This window comes from Pyxidicoccus caerfyrddinensis, assembly GCF_010894405.1.
In the GTDB taxonomy this organism is placed as follows: domain Bacteria; phylum Myxococcota; class Myxococcia; order Myxococcales; family Myxococcaceae; genus Myxococcus; species Myxococcus caerfyrddinensis.
On sequence record NZ_JAAIYA010000014.1, the window covers coordinates 188,414 to 205,650 of the forward strand.

The window sequence follows — 17,237 nt, forward strand, 5'->3', positions numbered from 1 at the left end:
CCGATGCCTTCCAGGAGCGCCTCGCACGACGACGGCGGGGCCGTTGCTTCGTACCGGCAGGCGGCTCCCGCCACGCCGCTGTTGCCCCACGTCCGCGCGCCTCGCGCCACGCTGGCGGCGGCCCTGGGCCTGGGTGTCCTCGCGGAGGTGCTGCTGGACCGGCCCCTGTGGGGCGCGTCCTTCCCGCTGGTGGTGACGGCGCTGCTGGGGACGCTCGTGCTGCTCGGCGGGCGCGAGGGCTGGCAGCGGGCGCGGCCCAACGCATGGCTCGCGGCGCCGCTGCTCGTCATCTCCGGCTTCGTCGCGGTGCGCGCCAGCTCGTGGCTGCTGGTGCTGAACGTGCTGACCTCGGCCGCGCTGCTGTTGCTGCTCACGCACTTCTGGGCGGCGGGCCGGGTGCAGCGGCTGGGGCTCCTGGGCTACCCGCTGGTGGCGCTGTCCTCCACGTTCCGTGGCCTGCTGTACCCGCCCGCGCTCGTCCGTGACTCGGTGGACCTGCGGGCCGCGCGCGAGCACGCACCGCGCCTGCTGCCCTTCGCGCGCGGGGTGCTCATCGCCCTGCCGGTGCTGCTCGTCTTCTGTGTCCTCCTGCAGTCCGCGGACGCGGCCTTCGCCGGGGCCATGAACCGGCTCTTCGCCGTCAACCTGGGGGAGCTGTTCGGCAGCACCCTCGGCCGGGCGTTCGGGGTGGGGTTCTCCGCGTGCGTGGCGGCGGCGGCGCTCGGCCACGCGCTGCGCCGTCGCCGGGGCCAGGAGTCTGGCGAGGCCGAGGCCGCTCCGGCCGTGCCGAGGCTGGGGCTCACCGAGGCGCTCACGCTCATCCTCGCGGTGGACGCGCTCTTCCTCGTCTTCGCGGGCTTCCAGGTGGCGTACCTGTTCATCGGCGGCGCCTCGTCGCCAGCCGAGGGCTACACCTATGCGGAGTACGCGCGCCGCGGCTTCTTCGAGCTGCTGCTCGTGTCGATGATGACGCTGGGGCTCGTCATGGCGCTGGCGCGGTGGACGCGCCGCGAGTCTCCGCTGGCGCAAGGGGCCTTCCGCGTGGGGGCCTCGCTGATGGTGGCGCTCACGGTGGTCATCGTCGCCTCGGCGGTGAAGCGCATGACGCTCTACGAGGACGCCTTCGGCTACACGCGCCTGCGCCTCTTCACGCACGTGTTCATGTTCGCGCTGGGCGCGGTGCTGACGTGGCGGGCGGTGACGCTGTGGTGGCGGCCCGAGCGCTTCGCCATCGGCGCCTTCGTCACGGCGCTGGGCGCGGTGCTGGCGGTGAACGCAGTCAACCCGGACGCGCTCATCGTCCGATTCAATATCGCCCGCGCCACCGACTCGAGCAGCCCGGACGTGAGCTACCTCTCCGGCCTCTCCTCGGACGCGGTGCCCGAGCTGGTGCGTGAGACGGCCACGGCGCCCGGGTGGCAGACGGAGCTGCTGCGCCAGTACGCGGAGCGACTGCCGGCCGAGAGCTCGTGGCCCGAGTGGAACCTCTCGCACGCGCGGGCGCGGCGGGCGCTCCAGGCGGCGGGCGCTTCCGTGCAGCAGTAGTCACGGGACGCGGCGTGCCGGTCCGGTGCCCTCGGGTGCCGGACCGGCCACGCTCAGCGCAGGTGGTAGTTGAAGGGCAGCTCCACGGTGACGCGCCCGCCGAGCTCCGGCGGTGGCGGCGGGAAGGGTGCGGCGTCGCGCACGGCCTTCATCGCGGCGTCGCAGAGGACGTAGTGAGGGCAATAGCCGAGCACCCCCAGGTCGAGAATCTGGCCCCGCGCGCCCACGGAGATGCGCACCACCAGCTTGCCCTGGATGCCGGCCATGGCCGCCTGGTGCGGGTAGCGCACGTTCTCGAAGCGGTCTCGGAACATCGTCTCGAAGTACTGCTCGCGCCACGTGGCGAGCTGCTGCTCGGTGGGGCGAGGCGGCGGTGTGAGGACGAGTCCCGGGTTGCTCGCGCCCAGCACGCCGCGCACGAGGCCGCCCACCACGCCTCCCGCGATTCCGCTCGGCATGCCCCCGGGGGTCGCGGCCGCCACGTCGGTGCCGCCCTCGTCGGCGGGGTCCGGAGTGGGCGGCGGTGCTTTCTCGGCGGGAGGCTTCGGTGGCTCGACAGGCGCGGGCCCGGGCGTCGGAAGGGTGGGCTTCGGGATGGGGCGGGGCCGGCGTGCCACCGTCTTCCGGGCGACGTTGGACGTCGGGGCGGAGGACTTCGTGGCGGCGGGCGGTGGAGGCGGCGCCGAAACGAGCCGGAGGACCAGGTCCCCGGCGCCGTCCGTGGCGCGGGTGTTGCCCCCGGGGTCTCCATGCCAGACGGTGGTGAGGCCCACGAGGGCCAGGGCATGGACGCCGAGGATGAGCGGCAGCAGCCACAAGGAGCGCCGGCGGTCCGGGGCCTGGCGCGCGCGGGCGTGGATGACGGAGGCGAACAGCGCGCCCTCGAGGCTGCCGGCCTTCGCGCCTGAATCCGGCATTGGATGCCTTCCCCTCTCCGCCTCTGGATGCCACGGCGGCCCGGCTGCCACCCCTGGTGTTAGTGGCGGTCGGCGGCCCCGTAAAGGGGGAGGCACCTCAGTGCATGTGCTCCGGTCCGCATTCTTTCCCGGCGGATGTCAGCGGGGCTTCATTGCCGGGGCTGGTGTACCCTGGAGGGCCGGCCGTTCAGGGACTCGGGCGCTTGCGGAAGACGAGCGTGAGGTTGTTGCTGGGCATGTCCACCACGCGCTCGCGCTCCAGGCCGTGACGCGCGGCCTCGGCGGTGACGGCGCCGAGCTGGCGCACGCCCCAGGCCGCGTTCCTCTCGCGCAGGGACGCGTCGAAGGCGAGGTTGCTGGGCGCCGTCTCGCGGCCCTCGACGAAGTAGGGGCCGTACATGACGAGGCACCCACCCGGAGCGAGCACCCGGCCCGCGCCGCGCATCAACCCCTGGCACGAGGCCCAGGGAGAGATGTGAATCATATTCACATTGAGGATGACGTCCGCCGAGGACACCGGCCACGTGTCGCTGCTCGCGTCGAGCACGAGCGGCGACAGCAGGTTGGGCAGGGACTCCTCGGCGCGCCACGCGGCGATGCTCTCCAGCGACTCGGGCTCCATGTCGGTGGGCTGCCAGCGGAGGCCGGGGAAGGCGCGGGCGAAGAAGACGGCGTGCTGACCGGTGCCGCTGGCGATTTCCAGCACCGTGCCGGAGGCGGGCAGCACCTCGCGAAGGACGGCGAGCAGGGGCTCGCGGTTGCGTTCCGTGGCCTGGGCGTGACGCTTCATGCCCGTGGGTCTCTCACAGTCTCCAGGGCTCGCGCGAGCGCGGAGGTGAGGCTCCGTGGGGCGGAGGACGTCCGCGTGGCCGTGCTCGCGTGGCTCAGGGGCTCGGGTGCGTGGCCGGGGCCGAGGTGTGTGGGCGCTGGACCGGGAAGGAGGGCAGGTAGCAGGCCCCTTTGTAGTCGTAGGCGTCTTCGTCGCAGGGGGACTTCACGCGGGCGAGCTCGTACCAGCAGCCGCCGCGCAGCTCGACCTCGCCCTTGCGGTTGCAGGGGGGCTTGCGCTGGCCGGGGAAGGGACGGTCCGGCATGGGGAGGCTCAGTCCGGGCGGCAGGCTGAAGGAGGGCACCGGCGCGAGGATGGTCACCGGTGAGGCCACGGCGGCGTCGCCCACGGCCACCGTGCCGCCGTCTCGGGTCTCCTCGTGCGCAGAAGCCTGGGCCATGGGGGAATCAGCATGGGTGGGGTGCAGGAACCAGCCGGTCGCCGCGGACAGCAGGGACACGACGACCGTGGCCACCGCGAGCCAGGGCCACCTGTCTGCGTCGTGTAGTGAATCCGCGGGGCCGTGCGAGCTGGGTGACGGAGGTTCTGGGTGAGGCCCGCTCCGTGGCGGAGGCGAGGGAGCGTGCGCGCCTCGCGATGGATGCGCTGGGAGTGGTGGAGGTGCGGGGGCGAACTCGATGACCGGCGTGTCGGTGCGAGAAGGCACGTGTCCGGCGTCCTGTGCGTGAGCGACGCCTTCTCCGGTGCGAACCCATGAGGGCTCGTATCCGGCACTCTTCACGTCAGGTTGCGCGGCGGGCACGGAGAGCGGCAGGTCGGCCAGGGGGCTCGCCGTGCGCATCGCCTCCTCCAGCGCACGGGCGACAACGGCCGCGCTGCCACCGCCGAGGCGCTCCTCGGGAGGGTCCGCGAGCATGTGAAGGATGAGCGCGTCCAGTTCCCCGCACACGGCGGGGTTGCGCAGGCGCGGAGGAAGCAGGGGTGCCACGTCGCCTTCCTCCGCGCCGGTGCCGCGCGGCGGCGGCGGGTACGTCCCGGTGACGAGCCGGTACGCAGTGACGCCGAGGGCGTACACGTCATCCGCGGGCTGGGCGGCGTAGTGGGCGGTGGGGTGGCTGCGGTAGTCCCACTGGAAGCGAACGGCCTCCGGGCTTCGATACGGTGGCGTTCCGGGAGGTAGCGGTGGGGCCGTGAGCGTGGGCGCGCCTCGGAAATGGCCCGCGCCGAAGTCGGTGAGGATGGCCTCTCCATCGCTCACGCGCACCAGCACGTTGTCGCCCTTCACGTCCCGGTGGACGGCGTCCACAGAGTGCGTGGCGTCCAGGGCGCGGGCCACCTGCGCGAGCAGTCGCAGCACCTGCCGCGACGTGGGGTGTTGCTCCAATCCCCAGTCATAGAGGGGCTGGCCCTCCACCCACTCCATGACGAGGAAGGGGAACGGGCCCGCCGGATGCGGCCACAATCCGTGCGCGTGAAGGCGGGGCACGCCGGAGTGGCGGATGCGCGCGAGCAATTCCGCCTCGCGGTCGAAGCGCGGGTCCACCGGGTGCGTGGCCAGCTTGAGGGCGAAGGGGCCGGAGCCGTCCACGGACTCGACGCGGTAGACGGCGCCGTAGTTGCCGCGGCCCCGTCGCTCCAGCACGCGCCAGGAACCGACCTCCGTACCCGGTGGGAGGGAGGCCGGCGCCAGGTCCTGCATTGCCCGTCGTGTCCCCATGAGAGCCCCTGCCGGAATGGGGCGGTTTGCTCCGCCCGGGCGAGGACACTACCTCATGGGTAAACCGTTTGATAACCTCTCCGTGGAGTAAGATTTCATCTCGAACCGGGGCATTGGCCACGGCCGCTACGCGTGTGGCCTGTTCCCCCTCGCGGGGGCGGATGCCCGGCCTCCCGTGAGATAGTCCCGAGCGCGCTGGAGGCACCTCTCCCGGCGCTCGGGAGGCTGTGATGACGGACCGGGCCGCACAGTTCGAGCAGCAGGGCTACCTCGTGCTCCCAGGGTTCGTCTCCGCGGCGGACTGTGACGCGCTGAAGGCCCGCGCGGAGGAGCTCGTCGCCGGCTTCCAGCCGGAGACCGTCTCCGTCTTCACCACCCGCGAGCAGACCCGGACGTCCGACGAGTACTTCCTCTCCTCAGGCGACCGCATCCGCTTCTTCTTCGAGGAGGGCGCCTTCCGTCCGGACGGCTCGCTGCGACAGGACAAGGCGCTGTCCATCAACAAGATAGGCCACGCGCTCCACGACCTGGACCCGCGCTTCGACCGGTTCTCCCGCACGCCACAATTGGCGTCACTGTCCTCCGAGCTGGGACTGCGGAAGCCCTTGCTCCTGCAATCCATGTACATCTTCAAGCAGCCCCATATCGGCGGCGAGGTGGGCTCCCACCAGGACTCCACGTTCCTCTACACGGAGCCGCTCACCTGCCTCGGCTTCTGGTTCGCACTGGAGGACGCGACGCTGGAGAACGGCTGCCTGTGGGCGCTGCCCGGAGGCCACCGCCTGGGCCTGAAGAAGCGCTTCGTCCGCGCCGAGGGCGGAGGCACCGCCTTCCGCGTGCTCGACGCCACGCCCGTGCCCGAGGAGGGCATGGTGCCGCTGGAGGTGGGGAAGGGCACCCTCGTGGTGCTCCACGGACTGCTGCCCCACCGCAGCGGCCCCAACACCTCGCCGAAGAGCCGCCACGCCTACTCGCTGCACCTCATCGACGCCGCCGCCACGTACCCCGAGGACAACTGGTTGCACCGCTCGCCGGCCATGCCTCCGCGCGGCTTCTCCTGAGCGTTACCGCTCGCTGTCAGTCCCGTGCATGAGGCCCCGTCGGGGTGCCATTCTTCGCATGGGGGAGCCCCAGTCATGTCCAGCCGCGAGCTCATCGTCCTCGGTTCCGCCAGCCAGGTGCCCACGCGCCACCGGAACCACAACGCGTACTTCCTCCGCTGGGACGAGGAGGGAATCCTGTTCGACCCCGGAGAGGGCACCCAGCGGCAGATGACGCTCGCGGGCCTGTCCGCCACCCAGGTCACCCGCATCTGCGTTACCCACTTCCACGGGGACCATGCGCTCGGGCTGCCCGGCATCATCCAGCGCCTGTCGCTGGACCGCGCGAAGCACCCCGTGGAGGTCTACTACCCGGCGTCGGGACAGGCCTTCTTCGAGCGGCTCCGGCACGCCACCATCTTCATGGACGCCGCCACCATCATCCCGCGCCCCATCTCCGAGGACGGCGTGCTCGCGGAGACGAAGGGCTTCAAGCTGTCCGCCGCGAAGCTGGAGCATGCGGTGGACACCTACGGCTTCCGGCTCGAGGAGCACGCGCGCGTGCAGCTCCACCCGGGACGGCTCGCGGAGGCCGGCGTCTCCGGTCCGCTGACGGGCGAGCTGCTCCGGCGCGGCTCGGTGGAGGTGGGCGGCCGCACGGTGCGCGTGGAGGAGATGGGCGAGACGCGCGCCGGCCAGGCCTTCGCCTTCGTCATGGACACGCGCCCATGCGCCGGCGCCACGCACCTGGCCCGGGGCGTGGACCTGCTGGTCTGCGAGTCGACGTACCTGGACACCGAGCGGAAGGAGGCGCACGACCACTTCCACATGACGGCGCTCCAGGCCGCGGAGCTGGCCCGGGAAGCGCGGGCGCGTCGCCTCGTCCTCACGCACTTCTCGCAGCGCTACGAGGACACCGCGCCCTTCGTCGAGGAGGCGAAGCCCCTGGTGGCGGACGTGGTCGCCGCGAGGGACCTCGACCGCGTCGAAGTCCCCAAGCGCTCACGTCCCGCGTGAGCCAGCCCGCCTCTCCGCCCGCACTACGGCGGGCGGGCGGGCCCTCTGCTGCCCGGCAGGCCCCGGCACCTGTCCCGGGCCGGTGCTCGAAATCCCAATTTCCATGAATCCGGGTCAAACCGGGTCAGGTAGGTGTCAGGAGTACAGGCCCCGTGTCCTGAAGCATGACCTTGGGGCTGGGGAACGCTGGACCCGTGACAATGCGCGCGGGATTTCCTGGGGGGTCCTGGAACCGAGCGCTTCAGGGGCCCATGATGGCGGGCCTCGAAATGCGCCCTGTCCGCCCCACTTCCGTGCCGTCCGTTACCGCTCCGGCACTGTCACCGGCCGTGGGGTTCCACGGCAGGGGGGCGGGATCTGCGTTATCTCTGGCGTTACCGTCCCGGGTCGGGGAGAGTCCGGCGCGGCGACCCCCTCCTTCCGGGCGAGCGGGCACCTGGAGGCGCTCCTGTATAAGGAAAGCGACCTGCCAGGCGCTGGACGCGGGAAGAGTGGGCTGCCTCACATCCCTGTCCGGCAGCTTGTTGTACCGAAGTGACCTGTCACACCTTTAGAGGCGACAGGGCTGAAACCGAATTTCAAAGGAGCTTCACATCATTCGCGAACAGAGAAGCAGCCGCGGCGGGAGCCGCGATCAGAGGACCAACCGCCGTATCCGCGCTCGCGAGGTCCGCGTCGTGGGGTCCGACGGCGGGCAGCTCGGAGTCATGCCGCTCGAAGCGGCTCTCGACCTTGCTCGTACCGAGGGGCTCGACCTCGTCGAAATCAGCCCCATGGCAAGTCCACCGGTCTGCAAGATCATGGACTACGGCAAGTTCAAGTACGAGGAGAAGAAGAAGGCCGCCGAGGCGAAGCGCGCCCAGGTGACGGTCCTGCTCAAGGAAGTGAAGCTCCGTCCGAAGACGGAGGAACACGACTACGAGTTCAAGGTCCGCAACATGCGGCGGTTCATCGAGGACGGGAACAAGGCGAAGGTCGTCATCCAGTTCCGCGGGCGTGAAATCACGCACAAGGAGCAGGGCACCGCCATCCTCGACGACGTGGCGAAGGACCTGAAGGAAGTGGCCATCGTGGAGCAGCCGCCCCGGATGGAAGGGCGTCTGATGTTCATGATTCTGGCCCCCACGCCGAAGGTCGCCCAGAAGGCCCGCGAGCTGGTCCGCCAGGCCGCCGTGGCCGCCAAGCGCGAGAAGCCCGCTGGTGAGAAGACCGCTGGTGAGAAGCCCGCTGGCGAGAGGCCCGCTGGCGAGAAGCCCGCTGGCGAGAAGTCCGCAGCCAAGCCGGCCGCCGCGGAGGCTCCCGAGGGTGAGAAGCAGGGCGAGCAGCCGCAGGAAGCGAAGCCCGTGGACACGCAGCCCGCGACTCCGTAACGGACAGCCGCTGGCACGCGGTGGAGCCGTCCACCGCGTGTGGCGGCTTCGCGCACGCAAGCCGCCGCGCTCTTCAGACCGCCCGAACGGGCGTCGGGCGTGGCGGAGCCGGAGGACGGTGACCTCGCAGGCGCCCCACCGCCGCGAGCGCCCCGAGCGCCGCACCCACCAGGAACCGGGGCCGCCGTGCGAGCCGGATGGTGTCGCGGTAGGCCGTAAGCAGCACGGCGAGGGCGAGCGGACCGGGGATGCCCTTCCTCCCTGCGCGGCCCTCGCGCTGGGTGGAGTCCAGCGCGGCGAACCACTCCCGCGTGCGCCCGGCGGGCCGCGTGCTCCAGGTGGCGTGCGTGGGCGTGTCGCCGGGATTCCACAACTGGTGCACCGCGCCCTGGGGAACGTCGAGCACGTCCCCGGCGTGCAGCGTGTGCACCTTCCCGTCCACCACGGCGCGCAGGGCGCCGACGATGACCTCGAAGCGCTCGTACTGGGACGGGTGGAAGTGGGGCGGCGGTGGCGAGCCCTGGGGCGAGTACTCGACCTCCACCACGAGCGCGTCGGGAGAGTGCTCGCGGACCGTCACGAACTCGGAGCGGGTGAGGCAGTAGGTGGTGGGCATGGCTCGGCTCCTGTCCCCGTGAAGATTCGGGCCGGGGAGGCGAAGCGCAGGCAGCGGGCCGGAGCAGCACCGTACCGGCCGTCCCGTAGGGCAGGGGGCGCGGAGGAGAACGGCTGACCGCACCCGTGTGACGGGAAGGCTCAGCCTCCGTGAGGCCCCACGGCCTGGAACTCCAGCCGGTTGCCAAACGGGTCCGCGCTGTGGAACCGCCGCACCTCCGGCACCGAGTCGTCCCACGTCACCGGGTGCCCCGCGGCGCGCAGTGCTTCCGCCAGTGCATCCAGCGTCGACACGCGGAAGGCCGGGTGGGCCTTCTTCGCGGGCAGGAAGGGGTCCTCCACGCCGAGGTGCAGCCCACGTCCATCCGCGAGCTCGAACCAGAGGCCCCCGCGCTTCGCCAATTCGGGCGGCTTGGGCACCTCACCCAGCCCGAGCAGTCCGCCGTAGAAGGCCCGGCCCTGGGGCTCCTGGCCCCGGGGCATGGCGAGCTGAACGTGATCCAATCCGTGAATCATGGCCGTCCGTATCCTTCATGGGCCGCAGCGCCCGACTTGGGAGACGAACCTTTCGAGGTCCGTGCCTCCGTGCGCCAACCCGGCGGGCGCCGGGGCGAAACTGCTCTGATGTGAGAGCTCGGCGTGGTCGAGTATTTCAGGTTTGAACCCTTGCTGTCATCTTCGACCCGCTAGTCTGCCATTTGAAAGGAGCTAGACTGTCTGTTGTCGAGGGGGGCATGTCGCGCAAGTTGCCCTGTCGCGGGGGGAGCATCTTGCTTGGCATCAAGAACAGGAGCCCGTTGGAAGCAGCGCTCATCCCGTGGGTAGGGGCGGATGGGCATGAAGCCGCGGTGCTCATTGTCAAAGGCACGTTTGACATTCGTGATGCAGGAGGGCCTCTTCGCCTTTCAGAGACCCAGGTCCCGATTCATCGAAGCGACTCCTATCGGGGAGATGCCGCCGCTTCGAGCCTGACCGCAGCGTCCGAGAGTTGCTCGACCAAGAGTGGAACAGATGTTGTTCTGCTGGGACATGCCTGCTCCATGACGGGGCCCGTGAAGGTCTTGGACGTGGAGCTACGGGTAGGCACATTGCGAAAGGTGGTTCGTGCCTTTGGGGATCGTGTCTGGTTCAAACTCCTTGGGACATGGCAGATGTCGAACCCGGTTCCCTTCGAACGGATGCCGCTCATCTACGAACGGGCTTTTGGAGGAATGGACTCCGCGGCGAACGTCCAGGACCGACGGAATCCCGTGGGGACGGGCTTCGCGGCGCGGAGGTCGGACGGGCGACTGGACGGCCTGGCGTTGCCCAATCTGGAAGACCCTCAGAACCTCATTCGCCAATGGGACAGCAGACCCGCACCCGTGGGTTTCGGCTTCATTGCTCCTCAATGGGAGCCTCGCTGCGGCTATGCGGGCACCTACGACCAGCTCTGGAGGCAGGAGCGATTCCCATTGCTGCCCCAGGACTTCGACGAGCGCTTCTACAACGCGGCTTCCCAGGGGCTGATCGCCAGACCCCACCTGAGAGGAGGGGAGTCGGTTCAGGTCCTGGGCGCCTCGCGAGGTGGGCCATTGGCATTCGCTCTTCCCGGCCTGCGTCCGGACATATCCGTCAAGCTGCGAGGACGAAGAGCGCAGCATGCGCCTGTCCTGGACACGGTCGTCATCAATACCGATGAGCGCTGGGTCACGCTGTCCTGGAAGGTGACGGTGCCGTGCCCGCGCGCCTTTCTGTACCTCGAAGAGGTAGCGGTGTCGTGCCGAACGGGGGGGAATTGAGTACCCACGAGGCAAGCGAGGTCGTCATCACTGCGCTGGGAGCGGTGTCCCCGGTGGGTCACTCCGCGGCATCGACTTGTGCTTCGCTGCGCGCCCGTATCGCTCGCTTCTCCTCGCACCCATTCTTCCTGCCCCGTACGCCCGCTCCTGCCCTGGTAGAGCCCGAGCCTGCAAGGGTGTCTTCCTTCCTTCCCTTGCTGGAGCCAGTGCCACGGCTTGAGCGACTGTTGGAACTGGCCCTACCGCCCTTGAAGGAAGTCATTGCCAATTCCGGACTGGCTCGCGGAGACCTGGAGGACACGCGTTTTCTCTTCAGTCTGCCCCGGAGCGGAAGTGGACGCCCGGAGCCATTGTCCGCGTCGGAGTTCCTCTCCGCCTATTTCGAGAGACTGGCTGTCGCTCCTCCGGTACCCACCGTTGTCTACCAGGATGGGCACACAGGCACCTTTACGGCATTGGTCGAGGCAGTGAAGCTGTTGCAACAGGGCGCATGCAGGTTCTGCATTCTCGTCGGAGTCGACTCATATCTCGACCCCGCGACGCTCCGGTGGCTGGACGAGGCCTGGCGCTTGAAAAGCGCACGCAATGTGGACGGCTTCATTCCTGGGGAGTGCGCAACCGCGTTCCTCGTGGAATTGAAGAAACAGGCGCGCACTCGAAACCGGCCTGTTCTGGCCCGGATTGGACGTATTGGAGCGTCAACGGAGCCCAATACCGTGGAGGGCGCGAAGCTCTCCACCGGGCAGGGCTTGACCCAGGCCATCCGGAGCGCATGTGGGGACTCGGTCCGGGAGGAGCCCTTCTGGACGATCTGCAACCTCAATGGCGAGAGCTACCGTGCTCACGAGTGGGGCCTTTGTCTCGCACGGTTGGGCGAGGCACTGACTCCGCAGCAGGCGCTCTGGCACCCGAGCGATTGCCTTGGGGACGTGGGTGCTGCTTCAGGAGGGCTGTATGCCGCCATGGCTTGTCGTGCATTTGCCCGCAGGTATGCTCCCACGGCACGCGCGCTGCTCTGGGCATCGTCTGATGGCGAAACACGTACCGCGTGCATCCTGCACGCACCAGATTGAAGCTTGATGAGGTGGTATGCCCAATAACGTCAACGTCAATGGTCGGACGGTGGTTCACAAGTCGAGTAACGGCGTGGCCACGGCGTTCCCTGATGTCTGTAAGACCCCCACCCCCGCCGGGCCTGTTCCGATTCCCTACCCCAATGTCGCGCAATCCACGGACACAGCACAAGGTAGCAAGACAGTGACTGTGGATGGCAATCCCGTGATGCTCAAGGGCTCGAGCTTCTCCACCAGCACGGGAGATGAGGCTGGGAGCGCTGGAGGGGTTGTGTCGGGCGGAACCAAGGGCAAGGCCGAGTTCGTCAACTACTCCTTTGATGTGAAGATGGACGGCGAGAATGTATGCCGTCTCGGGGACATGATGGTCCAGAACAAGGGGTCTTCACCCAACACGCCCCCGTTTCCCGAGGTGCAGCCTCCCCTGGTCGTGGTGCCCTTGCCGGAAGAGTCCGAGCAGGAGGTCCGGCTGGTCTCAGCCAGGTTCTCCACCAGGAAAGAGTACGACGAGGGGACGTGATGGCCGTTGATGCAGGTCGCTCTCTTCAGGCACATGGAGCACACGCATGGCTGCTCGCATCCAGTGGGTGAACCTTCCCTCGCAAGACACCGAAGCTGTGAAACGCTCACGCTTCCTCGGACATGGTGTCGAAAGCGAGGAGCATATGGGGCGTGAAGTCTACATTGACGCAGGGTTCGATTCGCCGGGCGTCGAGGCCACGCTAGTCATCGTTCCAGAGGGCGATAACGCTCCTTCGCCGATGCTCCGTGCCGAGGTGCTGACCGGCGAGCCCGGAGTGGAGAGGACCGGCATCGACGCGAAGCGGGACGGCAAGGTTCACTTCAAGGTAGCGTTGTCCTCAGCGGGCGGTGACAGATTCAGCTTCAAGATCAAGAGCAACTCGGGCGAGGAGAAAGACCTGCCTGAAGTCGTGGAGACCCGACGGATTCTCTTCTACCAGATGATCCACCTGGACCATGTGACTGTCAGCCCACGGCAATTGACGGCTCATCTGGAGGACGAGTTCCAGAACGAAGGGGAGAAGCACTTCATCAAGCTTGTCGGAATTCCACCGGCCAGGGAGATGGTGCAGGGACCGGGGATCATCGAGAAGGCGGAGTGGAACTCGACCATCGTCAGGCTTGCTGGGGAGGCATATTCCCGAGCCAAAGACCCGTTCTGCTTCGCCGCCATCCTCGTTGACCAGCTGGCGGAGAAACTCACGGAGGACTACGACTCCAAAGCCGAGATCGACGAGATGGCCGCGGAGTTCGATGTATATGCCATGAACCCATTGTGGGACGTGGGCACCACTCCGGCCGAACATGCCTTGAATCGCTGGTTCCTGGAGGGGAAGTTCGTGGAGGAGGACGGGGATGGCCGGACGTTCGTGATAGACCGCTCACGTCTCAAGCCAAGGGACCCGGATCCAGAAGGCCGGGCGTTCGCTTTCACCGTGGACCTCAGCCATCTGCCCCAGGGGGCCAAAGGAAGGGTTTCATTCAAGTATCTGGTCACCGACTTCACCAACGGAGTCAGTTTCCCCTGGTGCAATCTCATCTGTGTCGCGACCCGCACGCACTGGAAGGATCGCGCCTCCGATGAGATACGCTCGACCCTGGTTCACGAAGCGGGGCATAAGGTCGGAATGGTGCCCGCAGGGCAGACGACCTATTACGTGAAGAACGGGCGGCACTGTAACCATCATGGCAACAAGTGCGTGATGTTCGATGCGTACCACAAGGGGCGAAGCAATCGCTTCTGCGAGGTATGTACCCGCTCGCTTCGCGGCCTCGACCTGGGCGGAGAGAATCCCGGGCTCAAGCCGTTCTCGTGACGATGCGCTCTTGTTTCAATACCCTGGTTGCCGTGCTAACGCTGCCTGGGTTGGCGTGCATGGCTCAGGTGCCACCTGGGAGTCGGGATATGGCCGAGGCATACGCGACGGTTTTTGAGGTCCCGGCGGGAACGCGGCATCCAACGCCATTCTCGCCGCAATTGGAGCCAGAGGCGGTCGGCATCCGAATTTCGGCTCCTCCCGAGGTGAGCTACTCCCCGGGCGAGAGCGCCCTGGAAGGCGGGTCGTTCGCCTACGTTCCCGTCAGTGTGACCTACCGTTTCAGCATGGCCTACGGCTCGAGGTTTGGAGTCATCGAGAGCCATATGACGGTGATGGCCGTCAACGCGAGTTCCGGTGCGTCCTACGTGGCGGTGCTGCAGCAGGAAGACATGGCCGCCGTCCCACGTGAGTATCCCAGGGTGCCGCGCGAGCGACTGGAGCAGTCTTTCTTCACCCGATACTTCACCATCAATCTTGTCGACCACCTCGGACTTCCCATGGAAGAGGCGACCTACCATGTCCATCTGGGCCTGGAAGCGCATCAGTCCAATGTCGCGACAGTGGTCTTGAAGAAGCGCAGGTAGTGAAGGCGAGGCTATTGGGCAAAGTGCATGCGAACCTCGGGTTTTCATCGGCGACTCCCCGTCTTCCGGGAGGAGCTTGGCTCCTCGGTCCCCGCTCTCTCGGGTCCGGGCCTGGCTCTCCTGGCCTCCAGATATGTCCGGGCGGATGGCGTCTCATCCATCCAACTTTCTGGAGTCTGCCAGTTTCGTGACGGCGAAATGAAGGCGCTGCGGGTTTCGCTGCTGGAGGCGGTGGCCCTGCTGGTAGTCCACGAGCCCAGGCTGTTGCCCGTGAGTTTCTCCCCGAGCGGACGGGCACTGCTGTTTGGAGACGATGTCCGGCGGGTCAGTGGGTATCAACGCGCCTTCTTCGAAGTCGACCTCTTCTATCAGTCTCGAATGACTCCATGGCCAGGACGCTATGACATCAGTGGCAGCGTGGGGCCATACCTGGCGCCTGTCATCAGCGTGGAGCTTTGAGCTGCCGTGAGGCCTCTTACAGGAGGTGCTTCCGTGGATATGGCTGGCATTTACGAGGAGCACCTCAACGAGGCTTGTTTCCTCTGGTGGCGCTGGGAAGGCGCCTTGCGCTCCGAGCGTCACGACATGAGGGCGGTGGTCGCGCTGGAAGGGCGTCTGCTGGCGCATCTGGACGGGCTGGTGGTGGGGGGAGAACCCGTGATTCAGGAGTTCGTGAAGCCGGTGCTGGAGGTTCCGGAGACGCGTGAGCACCTGTCCGTAGCGGCGTTCGTCTGGTTGGCCGGGTCAGGACAGGATGCGGTGAGTGAGGTGTTTCAGATGTGGCGCTCCGCGCCCGAAGGCCTGGAGTCCGCGTATCAGCGCGCGCTGGAGTTGTGCGGACGACCGGGACTGGAGAAGGCACTGCTGGCGGGCGCAGTGGACGGGGATGGGGAGTGGAATGCCCGGGTGCTGGAAGTACTGGCGTTCCGAGGGGCGATTCCGAACGACTTCTGGGGACCGCAGCTGCTCAACGCGGACGCCAGGGCGCAGGTCGCGGTCCTGCGGGCATTGAGGCCACCGCCCGGGAAACTACTGGAAGACGTGTTGCGGCGACTGCTCGCCCATGAGGAGCCGGAGATACGTCTGGCCGCCATGGAGGCGGGCCTGGTTGCGGGTTCTCATGCCGCATGGGATGCGTGCCGCCAGGAAGTGCGAAGGCGCGGTGAGGCGCTTCGAGGGGCGTTGGTTCTGCTCGCGCTTTGCGGAGACGAAAAAGACGTGGTCGGGATTCTGCCGTTGCTCGGAGAGGTGGCGTGGCGTGAGGGGGCGCTCTGGGCTCTGGGATTCAGTGGTCGGATGCTCGCAGCGGATTCCTGCCTCGAGATGATGCGCCAGCCCGCGCGGGTGGCGCGGCTCGCGGGAGAGGCCTTCAGTTCCATCACCGGGCTTGCTCTGGATGGCGGGTACGCACTTGCGACCCCGGATGAAGATGCGTTGCCTCCGCTCGAAGAGGAAGACCTGGACGCGGACCTCGTTCCGAAGCCGGAGGATGGCCTGCCCGTGCCAGCTCCTGAGGCGACGGCTCGGTGGTGGTCTCAGGCACGTAAGGGCTTCTCGACACGAGGCCGCTGGCTGCGCGGACAGCCCGCGAATGGTGGGGCCCTGCTGGATGTGCTGGAGCACGGGGCCATGAGGCGTCGGCGAACGCATGCGCTGGAGTTGGCGCTCCGCAGCAAGGGGGCACTCCACCTTCAAGCACGGGCATTCAGCGACCGACAACGCAGGGAATTGGAGCGGATCCGTTCTGCGTGCGTTCGGCTGCCGGTCGCGCTTTGAGTCCGATTGCCGCGTCAAGAGCGGTTCGTGAGTCCCCCCAGACTCCCGGCGTGGCAGAAGGGCCACGGGCCGCACCCCCCGCGTGGCCCTTCACCCGCGCTTCGTAGGGGTCCCAACCACGGGTCCCCTCTGAGGGACTCTGGAGGGAGGGCTGGCAGGCGACTTGAAATGGAGGCCCGTGCTGCCGCAGTCTGTCCGCCCCGCCTACACGCTCCGGCGGAGTTCCTCCCCACAAGGACGCGCGATGCTTCCCGTCATCCTGGCCGTGCTCCTGTCGCAGGCAGCGCCCGCCGCCGCCCCCAACCCGCGCCAGCAGGGCGTGCCCATCGGCAAGGGCAAGACGCTGCCCACCGTCCGCCTCACCGCGCCTTCGGGCGGGTGGACGGTGGACCGGATGATGCTCGTCGAGGGCACCATCAGCGACACCACCATCGACCCCGTGGTGGTCTCCATCAACGGCGACCGCTACCTCATGCGCACCTACGGCGGCCGCTTCAGCCGCAAGTTCCCCGCCGCCAGCGGGAAGAACATCGTCACGGTGATGGCCACCAACCAGGCCGGCACCGCGCGCACGCAGGCCACCAGCTACGCGCAGATTCCGCCCGTCCCCTTCAAGGTCGTCCTCACCAGCGACACCGACGGCGTCTACACCGACCTGCACATCTACGAGCCCACCGACTCGAGCGAGGCCGGCGACCAGCTCAAGGTGACGGAGATGGCCCACGTGTACTGGGCCGACACCGCCAGCCCCTCCGGCGGCACCTTCTTCCTCAACGAGCAGGGCGGCGACTTCGACCAGCCCGCCTACGGCCCGTACCTCTACATCCACCGCGCGCCGCCCAAGGGCGTGTACCTGGTGGCCACCAACTACTGGCCCAGCGGCGACAAGGCCCACACCGTGGCCACCCTCAACCTCGCCCTCTTCGAGGGCACGCCCAACGAAATCCGCCGCATGGTGCGCATCCCCCTCGCCACGCCCGGCACCACGCGCGTGCTGGCCTGGGTGAACGTGCTCGGCGACGGGCAGGCCGAGGTGTACGTGCCCGCGCAGGACCCCAAGCCGAAGCACGCGGCCTGGCCCACCAACCTCGCGGAGGCCCTCAAGGAGCTCCAGGCCAGCGGCGACAGCGGCGGCGAGGGCGAAGGCGGCTGAAGTCCCCGAGCCCACACC

16 protein-coding genes are annotated in these 17,237 nt (G+C 68.0%); 11 read left to right on the forward strand and 5 right to left on the reverse strand.

The window, feature by feature from the left end:
* Nucleotides 1–3 precede the first annotated feature (3 nt).
* Nucleotides 4–1,545, forward strand: a complete 1,542-nt coding sequence (locus G4D86_RS31270) for a DUF4153 domain-containing protein (RefSeq protein WP_163997732.1) — start codon at nucleotides 4–6, stop codon at nucleotides 1,543–1,545.
* A 53-nt stretch (nucleotides 1,546–1,598) separates the two neighbouring features.
* Here G4D86_RS31270 and G4D86_RS31275 read toward each other — a convergent pair whose 3' ends face one another.
* The 3 genes from G4D86_RS31275 to G4D86_RS31285 form a co-directional block, all read right to left on the reverse strand.
* Nucleotides 1,599–2,462: a TonB family protein gene (locus tag G4D86_RS31275; RefSeq protein WP_163997733.1), complete on the reverse strand. Its 864-nt coding sequence runs from the start codon at nucleotides 2,460–2,462 to the stop codon at nucleotides 1,599–1,601.
* 187 nt (nucleotides 2,463–2,649) lie between these two features.
* Nucleotides 2,650–3,252, reverse strand: a complete 603-nt coding sequence (locus tag G4D86_RS31280) for a DUF938 domain-containing protein (protein WP_163997734.1) — start codon at nucleotides 3,250–3,252, stop codon at nucleotides 2,650–2,652.
* Between the two features lie 94 nt (nucleotides 3,253–3,346).
* Nucleotides 3,347–4,894: a serine/threonine-protein kinase gene (locus G4D86_RS31285; RefSeq protein WP_240360565.1), complete on the reverse strand. Its 1,548-nt coding sequence runs from the start codon at nucleotides 4,892–4,894 to the stop codon at nucleotides 3,347–3,349.
* A gap of 305 nt (nucleotides 4,895–5,199) precedes the next feature.
* Between G4D86_RS31285 and G4D86_RS31290 the strand changes: the two genes are divergently transcribed.
* The 3 genes from G4D86_RS31290 (at nucleotide 5,200) to infC (ending at nucleotide 8,396) form a co-directional block, all read left to right on the forward strand.
* Nucleotides 5,200–6,030, forward strand: coding sequence for a phytanoyl-CoA dioxygenase family protein (locus G4D86_RS31290; RefSeq protein WP_163997736.1), 831 nt, complete (start codon nucleotides 5,200–5,202; stop codon nucleotides 6,028–6,030).
* Nucleotides 6,031–6,105: 75 nt separating this feature from the next.
* Nucleotides 6,106–7,026 (forward strand): ribonuclease Z, encoded by a 921-nt coding sequence (locus G4D86_RS31295; protein WP_163997737.1) that lies wholly within the window; start codon nucleotides 6,106–6,108, stop codon nucleotides 7,024–7,026.
* Between the two features lie 653 nt (nucleotides 7,027–7,679).
* On the forward strand, nucleotides 7,680–8,396 hold the full coding sequence (infC, locus tag G4D86_RS31300; protein ID WP_420821872.1) for a translation initiation factor IF-3: 717 nt from the start codon (nucleotides 7,680–7,682) through the stop codon (nucleotides 8,394–8,396).
* Between the two features lie 73 nt (nucleotides 8,397–8,469).
* Here the strand turns inward: infC and G4D86_RS31305 are convergent, their stop codons facing one another.
* Together G4D86_RS31305 and G4D86_RS31310 are read right to left on the reverse strand one after the other, a co-directional pair.
* Nucleotides 8,470–9,012, reverse strand: coding sequence for a cupin domain-containing protein (locus tag G4D86_RS31305; RefSeq protein ID WP_163997738.1), 543 nt, complete (start codon nucleotides 9,010–9,012; stop codon nucleotides 8,470–8,472).
* Nucleotides 9,013–9,152: 140 nt separating this feature from the next.
* Complete coding sequence (locus tag G4D86_RS31310; RefSeq protein WP_163997739.1) at nucleotides 9,153–9,527, reverse strand: VOC family protein; 375 nt, start codon at nucleotides 9,525–9,527, stop codon at nucleotides 9,153–9,155.
* A gap of 218 nt (nucleotides 9,528–9,745) precedes the next feature.
* On the opposite strand from G4D86_RS31310, the gene G4D86_RS31315 reads away from it, so the two are divergent.
* The 7 genes from G4D86_RS31315 (at nucleotide 9,746) to G4D86_RS31345 (ending at nucleotide 17,219) form a co-directional block, all read left to right on the forward strand.
* Nucleotides 9,746–10,792, forward strand: a complete 1,047-nt coding sequence (locus tag G4D86_RS31315; protein ID WP_163997740.1) for a DUF2169 family type VI secretion system accessory protein — start codon at nucleotides 9,746–9,748, stop codon at nucleotides 10,790–10,792.
* Nucleotides 10,793–11,040: 248 nt separating this feature from the next.
* Nucleotides 11,041–11,865, forward strand: a complete 825-nt coding sequence (locus G4D86_RS31320; RefSeq protein WP_163997741.1) for a hypothetical protein — start codon at nucleotides 11,041–11,043, stop codon at nucleotides 11,863–11,865.
* 16 nt (nucleotides 11,866–11,881) lie between these two features.
* Complete coding sequence (locus G4D86_RS31325; protein ID WP_163997742.1) at nucleotides 11,882–12,385, forward strand: DUF4150 domain-containing protein; 504 nt, start codon at nucleotides 11,882–11,884, stop codon at nucleotides 12,383–12,385.
* Nucleotides 12,386–12,431: 46 nt separating this feature from the next.
* A complete protein-coding gene (locus G4D86_RS31330; RefSeq protein ID WP_163997743.1) occupies nucleotides 12,432–13,703 on the forward strand; it encodes a hypothetical protein in 1,272 nt (423 codons plus the stop codon).
* A gap of 89 nt (nucleotides 13,704–13,792) precedes the next feature.
* Nucleotides 13,793–14,290: a hypothetical protein gene (locus G4D86_RS31335; protein WP_163997744.1), complete on the forward strand. Its 498-nt coding sequence runs from the start codon at nucleotides 13,793–13,795 to the stop codon at nucleotides 14,288–14,290.
* A gap of 498 nt (nucleotides 14,291–14,788) precedes the next feature.
* The gene (locus tag G4D86_RS31340) at nucleotides 14,789–16,066 is read left to right on the forward strand and encodes a TIGR02270 family protein (RefSeq protein WP_163997745.1); all 1,278 of its coding nucleotides are present in this window, start codon (nucleotides 14,789–14,791) and stop codon (nucleotides 16,064–16,066) included.
* Nucleotides 16,067–16,310: 244 nt separating this feature from the next.
* Nucleotides 16,311–17,219: a DUF2135 domain-containing protein gene (locus G4D86_RS31345; protein WP_163997746.1), complete on the forward strand. Its 909-nt coding sequence runs from the start codon at nucleotides 16,311–16,313 to the stop codon at nucleotides 17,217–17,219.
* Nucleotides 17,220–17,237: the final 18 nt, after the last annotated feature.

Bases quoted from the DNA above. Each gene is read 5' to 3' on its own strand.
- G4D86_RS31270 (WP_163997732.1), top strand. From the start codon at position 4: ATGCCTTCCAGGAGCGCCTCGCACGACGACGGCGGGGCCGTTGCTTCG.
- G4D86_RS31275 (WP_163997733.1), bottom strand. From the start codon at position 2,462: ATGCCGGATTCAGGCGCGAAGGCCGGCAGCCTCGAGGGCGCGCTGTTC.
- G4D86_RS31280 (WP_163997734.1), bottom strand. From the start codon at position 3,252: ATGAAGCGTCACGCCCAGGCCACGGAACGCAACCGCGAGCCCCTGCTC.
- G4D86_RS31290 (WP_163997736.1), top strand. From the start codon at position 5,200: ATGACGGACCGGGCCGCACAGTTCGAGCAGCAGGGCTACCTCGTGCTC.
- G4D86_RS31295 (WP_163997737.1), top strand. From the start codon at position 6,106: ATGTCCAGCCGCGAGCTCATCGTCCTCGGTTCCGCCAGCCAGGTGCCC.
- G4D86_RS31305 (WP_163997738.1), bottom strand. From the start codon at position 9,012: ATGCCCACCACCTACTGCCTCACCCGCTCCGAGTTCGTGACGGTCCGC.
- G4D86_RS31310 (WP_163997739.1), bottom strand. From the start codon at position 9,527: ATGATTCACGGATTGGATCACGTTCAGCTCGCCATGCCCCGGGGCCAG.
- G4D86_RS31315 (WP_163997740.1), top strand. From the start codon at position 9,746: ATGTCGCGCAAGTTGCCCTGTCGCGGGGGGAGCATCTTGCTTGGCATC.
- G4D86_RS31325 (WP_163997742.1), top strand. From the start codon at position 11,882: ATGCCCAATAACGTCAACGTCAATGGTCGGACGGTGGTTCACAAGTCG.
- G4D86_RS31330 (WP_163997743.1), top strand. From the start codon at position 12,432: ATGGCTGCTCGCATCCAGTGGGTGAACCTTCCCTCGCAAGACACCGAA.
- G4D86_RS31335 (WP_163997744.1), top strand. From the start codon at position 13,793: ATGGCCGAGGCATACGCGACGGTTTTTGAGGTCCCGGCGGGAACGCGG.
- G4D86_RS31340 (WP_163997745.1), top strand. From the start codon at position 14,789: ATGGCTGGCATTTACGAGGAGCACCTCAACGAGGCTTGTTTCCTCTGG.
- G4D86_RS31345 (WP_163997746.1), top strand. From the start codon at position 16,311: ATGCTTCCCGTCATCCTGGCCGTGCTCCTGTCGCAGGCAGCGCCCGCC.